This is a genomic window from Propionivibrio sp. (genome assembly GCF_016790145.1).
GTDB lineage: Bacteria > Pseudomonadota > Gammaproteobacteria > Burkholderiales > Rhodocyclaceae > Propionivibrio.
Genome location: NZ_JAEUOI010000105.1, coordinates 19,300 through 35,388, shown reverse-complemented (window position 1 = coordinate 35,388; position 16,089 = coordinate 19,300). Strand labels below are relative to the sequence as shown.

The window sequence follows — 16,089 nt, the reverse complement described above, 5'->3', positions numbered from 1 at the left end:
CGATTGCCATTCCAGGCTCTGCACTGGTCAGTGCCCGAACTCATTTGGAAAACCTCGAAATACAAGAGCTGTCACTGTCCTGGTCGGTCAATTTCCACCGACCCGTTCAATCAACTCGCAATTCAGTCAGCAAATGACGATACTCTATTGTTATTAGTCAGCGAAAAGAATCAGCAGAAAACAGGATGAGCTATTGCTACAAAAAGGAACGGTATGGACAAGCTCCAACAGATCAGGATCTTAGTAGCGGTGGTCGATTGCAATGGTTTTGCCGGTGCAGCGCGCAAGCTCAAGGTTTCTCCGCCGGTGGTGACGCGGGCAATCAACGATCTGGAGAATGAGCTCGCTGTCCGCTTGCTCACCAGAACAACACGGGTTGTCCTGGTCACTGAGCCGGGTGCCCGCTATGTCGAGGATTGCCGGCGGATTCTGGCCGAGCTGAGCGAAGCCGACGAGTCGGTGAGAGGCCTGCACGGCGCGCCGAGTGGACGCCTTGCTTTGACTGCGCCGGTGCTGTTCGGCGCCCTGTTCGTTACCCCCATCGTCGCCGAATATCTACAGCGTTACCCCGAGGTCACTGCCAGTTGCTTGTTCCTTGACCGCCTGGTCAACCTGTTGGACGAGGGGATGGACGTCGCGGTGCGCATTGGCGACCTCCCCGATTCGTCGATGCAGGCGATTCGGGTTGGGCAGGTACGACGGGTGATCTGTGCTGCGCCTGCGTATCTTGAGCGACGCGGAGTTCCGAAATCGCCAGGAGATCTGGTCGGACACGATATCGTCGTTGCCAGCGCAGTGACGCCGTCATCCGATTGGAAGTTCGTCGACAAGGGCACCACTTACGGCATCAAGCTGGCACCCCGCCTGACGACGTCGACCAATGACTCGGCGATTGCGGCAGCGCTCGGCGGCTTGGGTCTTACCCGCCTGATGTCCTACCAGGTTGCCGACCGCGTGCGCTCTGGCGAGCTAAAGATAGTGCTCAGCGATTATGAACCAGCGATGCTGCCGGTACATGTGCTTCACCGTGAAGGCCGCCATGCCGCACACCGCGTTCGGACCTTTCTTGACCTGGCGATCGATCGCCTTCGCGCCAACCCTGCAATCAACTGAATTGGAGCCCCACCAGATTGAGTTGTTTTTCCGCCGGGGCCGCAGTCTCCTGACAGCGCTCGGCGTGCAGCGCGTACTGTAACTCTGTGCTATAAATCGAGCACCAGGGATGCAGCGTGGTCGCCGGTTGCGGCTGGCACGGCACAGCAGATCAGCACTTCGTCGGGCTCCAGACGAACTCCGGGCAGCGAAGTATGGCTGACATGACCAGCGAGAATTCGGGTCTTGCAGGTACCGCAAGACCCGCCCCGGCAACTGAACTCGGGTGACAGGCCGTGCGTCTCGGCAAGATCGAGAAGACTCCCGCTGTCTGGCGACCAAGTGGCTTCCCTGGCGGATTTTGAGAAGACGATCGTTACATCAATATCGGCCGCCGGCAGGTTCGTGTATGCGCTCGCTTCAGATTCGCTGGCGCCGCTGCGGCGCAAGCTCGCGGGACCGAACTGTTCGGCGTGGATTCGATCATCGGGAATGCGCAGCGCACGCAGGCCATCATAGATGTCCTGGATAAATTTGCCCGGGCCACACAGATAAAAATCATAGTCATCGAATGGCAGAAGAGCCTTGAGCAACTGCATGTCGATTCGACCACGAACTTCATAGTCGACACCTTCACGCGCATCGGCTTCCGGCTGACTGAGCAATCGAATGACCTGAATCGCCTCCCCGCCGCGAACAACCAGCTCACGCAGTTCGCGATCAAACGCACGCTCAGCCCTGGTTCGCGCCGAGTACACAAAATAGCTGGGGCGCACTCGCCGGTTGCGCAGGCCCTCGTACACGACATGACGCAGCATCGCCAACAGTGGCGTGATACCGACGCCAGCCGAAAGCAATACCAGGGGCCGGTGCTCTGCAGCATCGACCACAAAATCACCCAGGGGTGCGCGGGCTTCCAACTCACTTCCAACGCTCAGTTGCTCATGGATATAGGTTGACACCACACCTTCGCGTTTGACGCTGATGCGGTAGACGCCGTCTGATGGAGCAAGCGACAAGGTATAAGTGCGAATGACCGGCGCGCTGCCCGCTGTGGTAACCAGCCGGATCGGCAAATGCTGCCCGGCTTTGAACACGGGCAGACCCGCGCTGTCGGCTGGTTCGAGATAGATCGACTTGATCGTAGTGCTCTCATCGACGATGCGCATGACGCGAAAGGGCCGCCAGTCATTTCGTAGCGCCATTGCCTTTTGCCGCGCCAGTGCCTCCTGCCACGATCCCGTCATCAAGGAATTGGGTGAAAAATTGTCCAGGGCCCAGCGCCGTTTGAGTACGGCACGACGACGCACGAGCCGGGTGACCTGCAGTCGCCAAAGGCGTTCAGCGCCCTGGAAGCAGGTTACCTCGTCGCCATCCAGCACCAGCTCGGTGCGCCCGGTGAGTTGCAGCAGGTCGCCGCTGGCAAAGTCGACGAATACCAGACCTGCTCTAGGGTTGCTATACAGGTTGCCCAGTGTATTGAAAAACAGATTGCCGGCAAAATCAGGGATGGTCAGGACATTTTGGTCGACGCGAACAAAGCCTTGCTTGCCGCCGCGATGCGAAGCATCGACTTGTCGAGTCTCTTTGCTGCCGTTGACATCAACGTAACTCGCCACAAAGAATGTATCGGCCGCGACAATAGTAGCGCGAGCCTCATCATCGAGTCCGGACAGGATTTCTACCGACCCGTACAAGGGTTCAGCGCCAGCGCCCGCTGCCATTGATTCTTCAGATGACGATGCATGTCGCGTCTGTATGTATTGCGGACAATTGCCGAAGGAGTGTTCAACGGCCAGGCCGAGCTGGTTCGCACCGCGATGCACGATTTTTCCATTAACCCGATTGCGTCGGCGCGTCGGCAGCTCGATTCCCAGCAGGCCGATTGAATCGCCGAGCTGCAATCCATTGCGTACTGGGTCGCCGATTGCCGGCAGCGCGTCGATCTCAAGATGTTTCGGATCGGGCGAGCGCGCAATGGGTGGCTCGCCCTCAAGCAAAGTGACCCATGGATCGCCCGCCGCATCGACGGCGGCGAGGACGAGAAAGGGTACTTGAGCATAGAAGGCGCGATGCTCATCCGGCATATAGTCGCGGATGACCCGGCTGCCGACGCTTTGCATGCGCCCGGCCACACCGAGGCGTTCCTGCATTTCGCGCTCGCCCCTGTGCCAGGGTCCCGTCGCTTCAATTCCCATGCTCTGCCTCCGTCGATTCAAATTCAGGCCGCCATTCCGGCTGCCGTTTTTTTCATGCCAACGAAACCCGGCACTGATTCAATCGCGCTCAGCCAGCCGCGCACCTTCGGATAGTCGCTTAACGACACATTGCCTTCCGGTGCGTGAGCGATGTAAGTGTAAGCCGCGACGTCGGCGATGGTGATATGGTTCCCGGCCAGGAAAGCTTGCTTCGACAGTTCGACTTCCATCACCTTCAGAAGTGCATGCGATCGCGCAATCAGGTCGTCCGCGTTCAGCTTGGCGCCGAATACCGTGACCAATCGCGCTGCCGCCGGACCAAATGCAATTTGCCCGGCGGCAACGGATAGCCAGCGCTGCACCGCGGCTTCGCCCAGGGCATCTTTTGGCAGCCAGCTCGCGTCACCATAGCGGCGCGCCAGATATACCAGAATGCCGTTCGAATCGGCCAGGATGGTACCGTTGTCATCAAGCACCGGAACCTGACCGAAGGCATTCATCGCCAGAAACTCAGGCTGCTTGTGGGCGCCCTTCATCAAGTCCACTTCTACCAGTTCAGTGGGCAGATTCAACAAGGAAAGCATCAGTTGCACGCGATGCGAGTGACCGGACAGCGGGTGACGATAGAGCTTGATCGGGTTGCTTGGTTTGCTAGTCATATGAATTCTCCAGGAGTGTCGTTAGCAACGTGGTTGCGCTTGAGTTGCCTGAAACCCGTTCTGTCGTGTGACGAAACGAGGCGACAACAGGCCTTCATCATCAACCTTAACTGAAGCACACTGAATCCCCATTTCATGTAACTTACTATTCCGGCAAGTGGAATAATCGATAGGCCGCTATTTGGGCACAGCATCTACCGCGCTTGGAAATCGAGTGTGATTTCACCTTTACCCCAACGATGGGGGATCTGCAACGCCAGGCAACACACGGAACAAATCAACTCGGAAACCGTAGTTGAGCGCGACCGCCACAACACCAAGTTTGGCTAGGGTTTCGCCCTCACCCCAGCCCTTTCCCGCAGGGAGAGGGGGTTTGCACCCTTCGCCCTGCGGGAGAAGGGCCGGGGATGAGGGCCTACGATATTGGCATTACGCTCAACTGCGTTTCAATTGTCGATAAAAAAGCGGAATGTCTCCAGCCTTTTCTCGAGTCCTCCACAGCCGTCCGGCGTGACACAGCAGTTCGACGCGGCGGCTTAGTCCGCCACCATCTTCGCCTCTTCGGCGAGCAACTGGCCGAGCCGAATTCCCAATCTGAGATCATCCATACGCCCGAATTCGTGCAGGCGCTGCTTCCCGGCACGGTCGATGAGGATCAGCGTGGGCGTGCCCCGCATCCCGTAAAGACGCATGGTCGCCGGAATCGGGTCGCCCGCTACCGCGACATCCACACCCACCGGGTGGGTCACCCGGTATTCGTGCAAGAAGGCTTCGAGTGCCACCGGCATCATCGCCGTGTGGTGCTCGAAGACCGTATGCAGGCCGATGACGGCCACTCCGTCGCCGGCGTATTCCCGATGCACCCGTTCCGCCTGGGGTATGGCATGACTGACGCAGCCCGGACACAGCATCTGGAAAGCGTGCAGCAGAATCACCCGCCCGTGCAACTGCGCCAGGCTCAATGGCGCCAGGGTGTTGAACCACTGGCTGACCTGCCAGTCCGGCGCCATCGGCATTTCACTCATTGCAGATCCTCCTTAGTCGCGCAACCGGCTGAACACATAGTCGTGGTCTTTTTGCGGAGCATGGCAGGCAAAGCAGGCGCTGGCGGCGTTGTTGCGCACCACGCGACTGGTTTTGTCGCCGCCGCCAAAGCCTTCAAAGCCCCAGCCACCGGTCGCGGCATATTTCTTCGCATCCTTGTGCATCACGCCGACGACCTTGCGTGCGCCCTCGGTCACGGCGTTATCGGCTGTCTTTGCCTCCAGGAGATCGAACACGATGACTGAACCGTCCGGGAATTTTCCAGCCTTGTAGCCGGCCATTGCTTTCGGGTTGGCATACAGATGATGGATGCCGCCGAAGGCTTCGAACAGCGGATGTCCTTGATCGATCACCATGCTCTTGACGTGATGCCAGCCGCGATAGCCTGCCGGAAAAGGCACTTCAGGATCGGCGGCAAAAATTGGCTGGACGAACGAGGCCATGGCCAGCGCAATGAGTAAACGGTTCATGGCGACCTCCTTACTTCAGATCGGCCAGCGCAGCGCCGAAGTTGATATGGAACGGCAACCCGCCCACAACCAGTGCGGGCACCGACTTCACGCCGAAACGCTCGGCCTCTGCGATGCGAGCTTTCTCCTGACCCAGATGCACGACGTCGACGGAATACCGCTCAGGATCAAGGGCCTGAACAAATTGCTGCTCGGCGGACACGCACACCGGGCAGCCGGCGTGGAAAAACAAGGCTGTGGCTTTACTCATGATGGACTCCTTCGCTGATGGTTTTTTATGCATCGACTCGATGCATAATATAGTTTAGTGTCGCCATATGATCCTTGTCAAGAGGTGCATCGAGACGATACATTACGGGCATGAGCCAAACTTCACTCCTGCTCGAGCGCCTGGGGGCGCTGATTCAGCAGTCCGTTCGTGACGATGCGACGCGGCACGGGCTGCAGCCCATCCACATTCAGGTGCTGCACTACCTTGTGCGGGCCAATCGGTACAGCGACCTGCCCATCGCCATTGCGGAGTATTTCGGCATCACCCGCGGGACGGTGTCGCAGACGCTCGCCGTGCTGGAGCGCAGGGGATTGCTGACCAAGGAGCCGGACGCCCGACACGGCAAGCGTGTGCACTTGAAACTGACCCGCGCAGGCGAGTCTGTATTGAGCGAGAGCTGGGTCGAGCGCGTGGAGCAGGCACTCTGCGAACGAGATGTTGAGGCGACCGCACTCGAAAGCACACTGCGCAACCTTCTCGCGGCCATGCAACGCGTCAACGGGCAGCGCGCCTTCGGCCTCTGCCGGCAGTGCGCCCACTTTCTGACCGAGGAAAACGGCGCACGCTGCGGGCTGACAAACGAGCCGCTGGCCACCGAACAAACTGTTCGCATCTGTCGTGAGTGGGCAGCAGTAACAGAAGAGTGCGTTTGATTCAAGCCTATCCCGGCTTGAGGTGCCAGCCTGGACGATGGAACCTTATCTCTGCGCTCCGGCCATTCGCCGACAATACCGCGATACCGGCGAATGACTGTTGATCTAAATACACCCACCTGTTGTCGGAAACTCGAGTAGGCGTGAATCTTGGTCACGGATTCGGGAACTGTCCTGACGACGTGCGTCCCGATTTCGCAAAAATGCTCAGCAGCGTCCGCCGTTTGCTCACCGCCTGCAGTACCGCGATCGAACGTCCGTGCAAGGCATAGGACTCGCCCGGCTGCAGGCGTCCGTTCGATTTCCGCCCGTCCTCGAAGTACGTGTCAATGAGCGTAGACCAGAGCAGGAGTTCATCGAGTCGGGGGATCAAAAACGGGATCGTATCGTGGTGAGCATTGACCAGAATCAGAAAACTGCCGTTGCCGGCCGCAAGTTCCGGGGATCGAATCCTGCCCAACAATCGGTGCAACAGGGATACGTGCGCATCGGTGTGGTTTTCAGTCCCTGTGCCAGCCTTGAACAGGCCGCGTAGCAGTGACGACAACCAGCCCCGGAAAGTGTTGGCATGCGCATGGCGCTTGCCGCGTGTCGTTGCGGCCCACGGCTCCGCTGCAAGAAAAATACCGATGCAGCGCGCATGCGACTGACTCCAGGCCTGCTCGTCCATCTCGCGCCCGTCAGGGCGGAACCACATGATTTCCTTTACCCCCCCGTCAGCAACGGGTCGTCCCTGGAAGAACTCGCCCCGGCGCAGAATCGGGCGCGCGCGCCGTAGCCGGATCAGGCGCCGAACGAATCCGAAGAGCTGGCGCTCTTCGCGCCCAAAGCTCCAGTCCACCCAGGAGATCTCGTTGTCCTGGCAGTAGGCGTTGTTGTTGCCGCCCTGCGAGCGCCCCATCTCGTCGCCGGCAAGCAGCATGGGCACGCCCTGCGAGAGCAGGAGCAGGGTCAGGAAGTTGCGCTTCTGGCGCCGGCGCAGGGTGTTGATGGCGTCATCGTCGGTGGAACCCTCGACACCGCAGTTCCAGCTCAGGTTGTTGTCGGTGCCATCCCGATTGCCCTCCAGATTGGCTTCGTTGTGCTTGTGGTTGTAACTGACCAGATCGTGCAGGGTAAAGCCGTCGTGGGCGGTAATGAAGTTTATGCTGGCCTGTGGCGTACGTCCGTTCCGCTCGTAGCGATCGCTGGAGCCGGTAAAGCGGGTGGCAAACTCGCCGAGCGTCTCGGCGTCGGCCTTGCCGAAGGCGCGCAGGGTGTCGCGGTAGCGGTCGTTCCATTCCGACCAGCCCTGCGGGAAGCCGCCCAGCTGGTAGCCGCCGAGGCCGAGATCCCAGGGCTCGGCGATCAGTTTGACCTGCGAGAGCACCGGGTCGCGCGTGATCTCCTCGAGAAACGCACTACCCATTTCGACGCCGGTCATGCCGCGTGTCAATGCGACCGCGAGATCGAAGCGAAAACCGTCGACGTGCATGTCCTCGACCCAGTAACGCAGGCTGTCACGAACGAGATCGAGAACGCGCGGATTGGCCGTGTCGAGCGTGTTGCCGCAACCGGTGTAATCCATGTAGTAGCGGGCGTTGCCGGGCACCAGCCGGTAGTAGCTGGCGTTGTCGATGCCGCGCAGGCTCAGGGTCGGGCCCATTTGATTGCCTTCTGCCGTGTGGTTATAGACCACATCGAGAATGACCTCGATTCCAGCGGCATGGAGCGTCTTGACCATGGTCTTGAACTCCGAGATGCGACCGGTGGCCGCATAGCGAAGATCGGGCGAAAGGAAAGCAAGCGAGTTGTAGCCCCAGAAATTGCACAAACCCTTTTCAACCAGATGGCGGTCGTGGGCAAAGGCGTGCACCGGCAGGAGTTCCACGGCGGTGACGCCGAGCCGCTTGAAATGCTCGATCGCCGGTGCGCTCGCCAACCCGGCGTAAGTGCCGCGCAGCTCGGGCGGTACCCCCGGATGGCCCATCGTAAAGCCCTTCACATGCAACTCATAGATCACCGTGTCTTGCCAGGCAATGCGCGGTGGCCGGTCGTCCTGCCAGTTGTAGGCCGGGTCGATAACGCGGCACTTCGGCATGCCTCTCGCACTGTCGTGGCGGTCGAAGGAGAGATCCTCGTGCTCGTGGCCTATGCGATACCCGAAGTGGGCATCACTCCACTCGATCTCGCCGGCGAGCGACCTGGCATAGGGATCGACCAGCAGCTTGTTGGCATTGAAGCGGTGACCGTCCTGCGGGCGGTAGCGGCCATGAACGCGATAACCGTACAGCATTCCCGGGCGAGCCTGCGGCAGATAACCGTGCCAGATATCATTGGTGCGTGCCTTCAACTCAAGGCGTTGCAGCTCATGATTGCCGCTGGAATCGAAGACGCACAGTTCCACCTTTTCGGCATTGGCCGAAAACAGGGCGAAATTAACCCCCTCTCCGTCCCAGGTCGCGCCGATGGGGCTGGGTTGGCCGGAACACACCACAGTAATCGGAAGCTTGTTCATCGCGAGTCGGAAATTTTGAATGGAACTCTGCCCGGCTTGCGGGGCGACAGATGAATCGTGTCAGCAAAGCTTTGGCGTCGCATCAACAACCTTAAAGGAAAATCCCTGCACCGTCGAAAACCAACGCCAGTCAAAAATACTGGAAACCTGAGCGTTGCCATTACGGCCAGAGGTGCTCCGGATTTTTTATCATGCACAGCAGTAACGATGTTGCGTAACCGTGGATTGTAACTTTATCCGGAGCGTCGTTGTCTTCGTTAACGATTTACTCGCCGTCTATTCTGAAGTGTCCCTGCCAGCCGATGGCATAATTGTCATGGCTTTCCTCATAATCAAGGGTAAGGGGATCACTCGCGCGTACCAAGCGTGGGCGATGTTATTGCCATCGCAAAGGAGCGTATATGTCTTTTTTCATCCGTCCACTAATCATCGCCGCCGGCCTTGCGCTGAGCATCTCCGCACAGGCGGCCAAACCAGCCAAACCGGCAGCGGCGCCGATTGCCGCAGGCGATCCCGAACTGGCTCACAACCTCGGCACGCTTGGCGAAGAGCACCTGCAGGCCCTGGTTGATCGTTACAACAAGGAAAATGGCGGTTCGATGAAACTGGTCCGCTTCGAAAAGGGCCAGAAACCGGCGGCACTGAACCTGGTCAGCCGCTATGACATGGCCGACGTTCTGATCCAACCGAAAAGGTTCCTGCCGCTCCATGAGATGATGGCCAAGGCCGGGCAAGCCCTCAATGTCGGCGAACTCTCGGCCGATCTCAAGGCCGGCGTGCTCGATGCCAAAGGCCGGCTGGTCGCCTTGCCCCTGGTCTATTCGACACCGGTGCTGTTCTTTGACAAGAACGCCCTGCGCAAGGCCAAACTCGATCCCGAGCAGCCGCCCAAAACCTGGTTCGAGATGCAGGGCATGCTCGACAAGATCCAGGCTGCCGGTTATTCCTGCCCCTACACGTCGTCCTGGCCGGTATGGGTGCACATCGACAACATCAGCTCGCTATCCGGCGTGCCGGTGATGAACGCCAAGGGACAACTGGGCTTCAACGCACTGCCACAGGTCAAGCACGTCGCAATGATGGCCACCTGGGCCAAGGCCGGTTACTTCAAGAGCTTCGGACGACGTGATGAGGCCAGTGTCAAGTTCCGCAATGGCGAGTGCGCGATGCTGACCACCGATTCGCGTGAAGCCGTCAATTTCCGCGACGCCAGGGGCGTCGAGCTCGGGGTGGCGATGCTGCCCTTCCATGACGATGTTTATGGTGGTCGCCAGCACACGCTGGCCGATGGCGCTTCGCTGTGGGCCGGTGCCGGGCATCCTTCGGCACACTACAGGCAAGCGGCCGGTTTTGTGGCCTGGCTGCTGACGCCCGAAATGCAGACCGAATTGGTTCGCAGCTTTGGCTCCCTGCCGCTCACCGCTGCGGCGCGGACCGCTGCACACAGCAAGCTGCTGAAAAACGAGGACCAGACCTTGCAACTGGCCTATGAATCGATCGATGGCAAGGGTGACCAGCCGAGTGTTCGCGTCGCCAACATCGATCCGGTCCGAATCATCGCCGACGAGGAAATGGAAGCCGTCTGGGCCAACAGGAAACCGGCCAAGGCCGCGCTTGATATCGCAGTTGCTCGCGGCAATGCCGTGCTTGCGGCCAAACCAGGGCTGAAGAAGGCTCAGCCCTTCTGAGAGACACGCGACTCGTGACCCGGCTGTCATTGGCACTCAAGGGAGCCACTGAACAAGTATCGAAACGTCATTCCGGGTGCCCTTTCGTCAGCCAGGGTGTCATGCCAGCGTCAGGAAGGTGCCCGAAAAGGACAGAATGGTTTATATAGCGCCAAGCAATTCCGGGACACTGTAAACTGCGCCCGCCCGTCTGAGCAGAAATAAACCGAGCATCATCCATGCCCTCTTCACAATTGAATACCGCCAGCAAATACCGCCCGGACATCGACGGCCTGCGCGCCATCGCCATCATTTCGGTCGTTTTTTACCATGCCGGCTTTCCCGGCTTCCCCGGTGGATTCGTTGGCGTTGACGTTTTTTTCGTCATTTCAGGCTACCTGATAACCGGACTGCTTTTCAACGAGGCCATCGCAAGCGGCCGTATCAGCCTGAGCGGCTTTTATGCGCGGCGGGTGCGCCGGCTGATGCCGGCCGGGCTGCTGGTCCTCGCGGTCACCCTCTTGCTGGGCGGGCTGTTCATGCTGCCGGGATCGAGTGATCAACGCATACTGGCGCGATCTGCACTGGCCGTGGCTGTGTTCGGCTCAAACTTCTTTTTTGCTTACAAAACCGGCGGCTATTTCGATGACCCGTCCTTCAGCTTGCCCCTGCTGCACACCTGGTCATTATCCATCGAGGAGCAATACTATCTGCTGTGGCCGCTGCTGTTGCTGCTGTTTTTCCGTTTTTACCGGACGCCGAACACTGAGCACAAGATGCGCTTGCGCGTCATCCTGGCCTTGAGTGCCATGCTGGTGGTTTCTCTCGCCTGGTGCATCATCAGCACGCCGAAACAGCAAAATATGGCTTTTTACCTCCTCCCTGCACGGGTATGGGAATTCGCCATCGGCGGGATCGTCGGGCTGGCGGGTAGCGCCTTCCATGCGCGACTTTATCGCCATGCCGAAACCCTTGCGCTGACCGGCCTCGGCCTGATTATCTACTCGGTGACCGCCTTTACCCACAGCACCCCCTTTCCGGGCTGGGCGGCGATGCTTCCTGTGTTTGGCAGCGCGGCGCTAATTTGCGGCCTGAGCGCCAATGAACACGGTCTTGTCCGTCGCGTGCTCTGCGCCCGTCCACTGGTCTTTATTGGAATCCTGTCCTACTCCTGGTATCTGTGGCACTGGCCGCTTCTCTCCATCTACCGGATCTACAATCTTGGTGCCCAGAATCTGCTGGATAACGCACTGATTGTTACGCTGGCACTCGGCCTGGCCTGGCTGAGTTTCATCTGGATCGAACGCCCGATCCGACTGCATCGCCCGTGGCTGTTTGGACGCAATCGTTCGACGCTGTTTGCCGGGCTGGGAATCATCTTGTGCACCCTACTGCTCGCCGTCGCACTGCTGGCCTGGAACAAGCTGCAAATGTCGACGCCCGAATTTCGCCGGATACAGGCAGCACGCGAGGATCGTCTACCCTTGACCTGCCTGCTGAATCAGTATCACCCGCTCACCAAATTACCGGAAGAGAATTGTGTCCACGGCCCGGATAAAGCACATCCCAAACTGCTGCTTTGGGGCGATTCACATGCCGACCACATGATGCCGATGCTCATTGAAGCCTTTCCCGGGCTGGGTATTTATCAAATCGCCATGGGTGGATGCGTCCCGATTCTTGGCTTCGAGTCACAGTTACCGACACCTCAGCCTTACTGCGCTGATTTCAATCAACGCGTCCTCCAGAAAATTACCGAGTTGCAGAACAAGGGGCTTGAAACTGTTATCATTTCTGCACGCTGGCCTCTTTACCTGGGCTATCCGAACATTAGCCTGGCCAGCCAGCGACTTGGCGACTTTCAGGCTGACGAAAACAAACGGGCTCAACTACACGCCCAAATGCAGCATCATTTTGAAGCCACGCTGACTGCGCTGGAGAAACTGGGTTTGCGTGTTCTTGTTCTTGGTCCTATCCCGTCGATGGTCTACCAGATCCCGCAGTGCATCGGTTCGCGAGACGCCGCGTATTGCAACATCTCCCGCGAAACCAACACAACCGGAGTTGGCCAAAGCAGTGAAGCCCTCGCTGAGGTCATAAAACGGCATCCCAACACCCGCCTGGCGCAACTGATGGACTATTTCTGCGATAGAGAAACCTGCTTCGCTGTCCGGGACGGGAAAATTCTCTACTACGACAACAACCACATTTCTGCCACCACCGCCCGCGATCTTGCTGGCTATCTGAAAGATGACCTGGACTGGGCAGGCGCTCGACCCTAGCCAGGGTAATCGCCTGCCAACTGGCCGATGGGCCTGACCGTCTCAATCTAGGAAGCGAACGCGGCCCGTTTCAAGTTCATAGACGGCGCCAACCAGTCGCATGACACCTTCGCCCAGGCGAGCCTTGGCTTCCGGGGTTGCCAGCAGTTGGCGCACGGTGTGTCGCACATTGGCTTCGACCGCCGCACTGAGCAGTACGGCCGGCGAGGCCTGCGGGTCAAGGCCGTCCAGTGCAGGAATAATCTGTTCGAGAAGTATCTCGATCCGGCTGGCCTGCCGGGAGCCGTCAAAGCGGGAAGCGATGGCTGCCTTGACTGCGCCGCAACCCTCGTGGCCCATCACGACAAACAGCGGGGTATGCAGGTGCAAGCCGGCATACTGCAAGGTTCCCAGGATTGAGGGGCCGAGTACATTGCCCGCGACCCGGATGACAAACAGTTCGCCGAAGCCGGCATCAAAAACAAGTTCGGGCGGCACCCGGCTGTCGCTACAGCCCAGAATCGTGACATAGGGCTGTTGCCCCCTGGCAAGATCGGCCAGAACTTCTTTCTGCACGGTTGGAAAACGTGCCTGGCCGCTGATAAAGCGCAAGTTGCCGGCCTGCAGGCGGGCGAGCGCTTCATCGGCAGTCCACAGTGGCCTATCGGTGGGGTCGGTGCTCATGACAGGACTCTTTCATCCGAGAAACCGCAGTTGAGCGAGACCGCCGCAACACCAGGTTTGGCGAGTGTTTGGCCCTCACCCCATCCCTTGCAGGGCGAGTGGGTTTGCACCCTTCGCCCTGCGGGAGAAGGGCCGGGGATGAGTGCCTACGATCGGCATTATGATCAACTGCGTTTTTTAGGTTCATTTATCTGATCTCGTTGGACAGGGCTTGCCCGGTGGCAAACTCGGTGAAGCTGTTGATCGTCGTTTCGCAGATGGTGGTAATGGCCTCCTCCGTAAAAAACGCCTGATGCCCCGTTACAATGACATTGGGGAATGACAGAAGGCGCTGGAACATATCGTCGGAAACGACCGTGCTCGACAGATCGCGGAAAAACAGATCGGCTTCCTGCTCATAGACATCGAGCGCCAGACCGCCCAGTTGCCCGCTCTTGAGCGCTTCGATGGCGGCTTCGGTGTCGATCAGTCCGCCGCGGCTGGTGTTGATCAGCAAGGCGCCGCGCTTGGTCCTGGCCAGCGTGTCCTTATTGATGATGTAATGCGTTTCAGGCGTCAGCGGGCAGTGCAGCGAGATGATGTCCGCTTTGGCACCGATCTCCTCAGGTGCGACGTAGCGGGCGCCGAGCGCTTCAAATTCGGGCGAAGGGTATTTGTCATAGCCGAGCACCTGGCAACCGAAGCCCAGCATGATACGGGCAAAAACGCGCCCGATCTTGCCGGTTCCTACCACCGCGACGGTCTTCCCGTGAAGATCGAAACCCATCAGCCCGTCGAGCGAGAAATTGGAATCGCGCGTGCGGTTGTAGGCCCGGTGAATCTTGCGGTTGATCGCCTGCAACAGGGCAAGCGCATGCTCGGCCACCGAATAGGGCGAATAAGTGATCACCCGCACCACCTTGATGCCGAATTGTGCTGCTGCCTGCATATCCACGTTGTTGAAGCCGGTGCAGCGCAAGGCCACCAGCCGCGTACCGCCGCCTGCCAGCGCCTCGATCACGGCGGCATCGGCAATGTCATTGACGAAGATGCATATAGCATCGTGCCCGCTGGCCAGCGCAACGCTTTCCAGATCCAGCGGCGCATCGAAAAAGCGTAGTTGATGGCCGGCGCTTACATTGGCGGCGCTCAGGAATTCCCGGTCATAGCGCTTGGCGCTGAATACGGCGATTTTCATTCTGAATACTCAAAAAATGGTCGGACCCAATGAAGTTGATTTCGACGTCGCTCTCGGGTTGTGCAGTTGCCTGGGCCGGCTCAGCATTTCCTTCGACCAGCATCGTCGAAAGCCGACATTGGCTTATGCAAAGCACGTGCAATGCGTCGGCTTACGCCCTATGGGCTGAATCGAGCAACCCTGCCGGGCATTCAGGGTGGCGGTCGAGCTTGCTTGAGAAGCCGGCCCTTGATCTGAAGAAAGAGGCTTTCAGCGATCTTCTCGTTTCCTTTGTCGCCAAAATGATAGGAATCCATAAATATCTCCTCCTGATCGTCCAGACCGTCAAACACTCCTGACAGATCGACAAACTGGAAATTTTCACCATGCAGGTTCTGCAGATCTTTTACGAACAGCCCGTAGCACGTCCGGAAATAGTCCTCGCTTTTCAAACTGCTTTTTTCACGGCTGCTCAATTTCTTGTTGGTCACCGCCAGCGCCGGTTGCAGCGCGAATACATAATCTATCTTCTTCTCCGACAGGACGAACTGACTGATCCTGACGTTCTTGAGCAAGCGTTCTGCGACCAGGGCAGGAGCAATCGGATTTTCAATCCGTGTGTTTTCGGGCATCGGGGGCTGTCGGGTGATTATGAAAACGCGTTTGATCAGCGACCAGTAGTATTCGTCGGCATAAGAGCGGAACCACAGGACATTTCGCCCGCGCACCCCCCAATGCACGTCGTTGACCCCGGAAAACGAGATGACCATGTCCGGCTCAAGTTCGGAAAGGCGATTCTCGATCGCAATGCGCTCATGTGTCGAAGCCCATGCCCGATTGGCCATGGTGAAAACTTCATACTTCTGTTTGGTAACGGGCGTGAGCTGCCTGGTCAGGATTGCGTTCAGGTAACCGGCGATGGTCTGGTCATCGCCTGGCGCTCCGCTGCCATAGGCGGTAGAGCCTCCGGTAATGAAGATTCTGTAGGTGCCCTCAGGCTTCGGCATTTCCAGCTCTTTGGCAGACCGGAATTGCATCGAGTTTATATGGGCATTACCATGCTGGCCGGGTGTGGGTGCGGTGCCGACGAATGGCGTCGGGATATTGGGGACGGCCCACGAAATGTCGTCGAACATCTGCAACGCCTTGCCGGGATCGTGGTAGGTGCTTGCCAGCGCACTTCGCTTCTCCGGACTGTCTTTCAGCAGACGACCGAGAGTAAATGCCTTGGCCTCTCCCTGGATTTCATTGTCGAGCACCTTGCCGATCACGTAGTAGCAGGCCAGGAAACCCAGGCCGAACAACAGCAGCACAATGATCGTGGGTACCAGTGCAAGGAGCAGTTTTTTCATGGCTTTCATGCTTTGCGGACAGGTTTCCGGGGGGTGGTTTAAGGCGGGTCAAGGGTGCAAGGTAGAATAGTTCTGGCGCAAACTC

General features: G+C 58.6%; 13 protein-coding genes. 4 read left to right on the top strand and 9 right to left on the bottom strand.

Annotated features, from left to right (window positions below; translation table 11 throughout):
- Positions 1–213 precede the first annotated feature (213 nt).
- Positions 214–1,113 (top strand): LysR family transcriptional regulator, encoded by a 900-nt coding sequence (locus JNM42_RS09480; protein ID WP_294268671.1) that lies wholly within the window; start codon positions 214–216, stop codon positions 1,111–1,113.
- A gap of 89 nt (positions 1,114–1,202) precedes the next feature.
- Here the strand turns inward: JNM42_RS09480 and JNM42_RS09475 are convergent, their stop codons facing one another.
- The 5 genes from JNM42_RS09475 to JNM42_RS09455 all read right to left on the bottom strand — a co-directional run bounded on the left by JNM42_RS09475 (position 1,203) and on the right by JNM42_RS09455 (position 5,713).
- Complete coding sequence (locus tag JNM42_RS09475) at positions 1,203–3,290, bottom strand: pyridoxamine 5'-phosphate oxidase family protein (RefSeq protein ID WP_294268669.1); 2,088 nt, start codon at positions 3,288–3,290, stop codon at positions 1,203–1,205.
- A 23-nt stretch (positions 3,291–3,313) separates the two neighbouring features.
- Positions 3,314–3,949: a glutathione S-transferase family protein gene (locus JNM42_RS09470; RefSeq protein ID WP_294268667.1), complete on the bottom strand. Its 636-nt coding sequence runs from the start codon at positions 3,947–3,949 to the stop codon at positions 3,314–3,316.
- 536 nt (positions 3,950–4,485) lie between these two features.
- Positions 4,486–4,974 (bottom strand): redoxin family protein, encoded by a 489-nt coding sequence (locus JNM42_RS09465; protein WP_294268665.1) that lies wholly within the window; start codon positions 4,972–4,974, stop codon positions 4,486–4,488.
- 12 nt (positions 4,975–4,986) lie between these two features.
- On the bottom strand, positions 4,987–5,463 hold the full coding sequence (locus tag JNM42_RS09460; protein ID WP_294268663.1) for a cytochrome P460 family protein: 477 nt from the start codon (positions 5,461–5,463) through the stop codon (positions 4,987–4,989).
- Positions 5,464–5,473: 10 nt separating this feature from the next.
- Complete coding sequence (locus JNM42_RS09455) at positions 5,474–5,713, bottom strand: thioredoxin family protein (RefSeq protein WP_294268661.1); 240 nt, start codon at positions 5,711–5,713, stop codon at positions 5,474–5,476.
- A gap of 110 nt (positions 5,714–5,823) precedes the next feature.
- Between JNM42_RS09455 and JNM42_RS09450 the strand changes: the two genes are divergently transcribed.
- Positions 5,824–6,387: a MarR family transcriptional regulator gene (locus JNM42_RS09450; protein ID WP_294268658.1), complete on the top strand. Its 564-nt coding sequence runs from the start codon at positions 5,824–5,826 to the stop codon at positions 6,385–6,387.
- A 154-nt stretch (positions 6,388–6,541) separates the two neighbouring features.
- Here JNM42_RS09450 and glgX read toward each other — a convergent pair whose 3' ends face one another.
- Positions 6,542–8,884: a glycogen debranching protein GlgX gene (glgX, locus tag JNM42_RS09445; RefSeq protein WP_294268656.1), complete on the bottom strand. Its 2,343-nt coding sequence runs from the start codon at positions 8,882–8,884 to the stop codon at positions 6,542–6,544.
- 401 nt (positions 8,885–9,285) lie between these two features.
- On the opposite strand from glgX, the gene JNM42_RS09440 reads away from it, so the two are divergent.
- Together JNM42_RS09440 and JNM42_RS09435 are read left to right on the top strand one after the other, a co-directional pair.
- Entirely contained in the window at positions 9,286–10,572 is a 1,287-nt protein-coding gene (locus tag JNM42_RS09440) for an extracellular solute-binding protein (protein WP_294268654.1), read from the top strand.
- Between the two features lie 218 nt (positions 10,573–10,790).
- Positions 10,791–12,833, top strand: coding sequence for an acyltransferase family protein (locus tag JNM42_RS09435; protein ID WP_294268652.1), 2,043 nt, complete (start codon positions 10,791–10,793; stop codon positions 12,831–12,833).
- Positions 12,834–12,875: 42 nt separating this feature from the next.
- Here JNM42_RS09435 and JNM42_RS09430 read toward each other — a convergent pair whose 3' ends face one another.
- From JNM42_RS09430 to JNM42_RS09420, 3 genes are all read right to left on the bottom strand, one after another.
- Positions 12,876–13,496, bottom strand: a complete 621-nt coding sequence (locus JNM42_RS09430) for a carbonic anhydrase (protein ID WP_294268650.1) — start codon at positions 13,494–13,496, stop codon at positions 12,876–12,878.
- Positions 13,497–13,683: 187 nt separating this feature from the next.
- Positions 13,684–14,673: a 2-hydroxyacid dehydrogenase gene (locus JNM42_RS09425; RefSeq protein ID WP_294268648.1), complete on the bottom strand. Its 990-nt coding sequence runs from the start codon at positions 14,671–14,673 to the stop codon at positions 13,684–13,686.
- 191 nt (positions 14,674–14,864) lie between these two features.
- A complete protein-coding gene (locus JNM42_RS09420; protein ID WP_294268647.1) occupies positions 14,865–16,004 on the bottom strand; it encodes an SGNH/GDSL hydrolase family protein in 1,140 nt (379 codons plus the stop codon).
- Positions 16,005–16,089 lie beyond the last annotated feature (85 nt).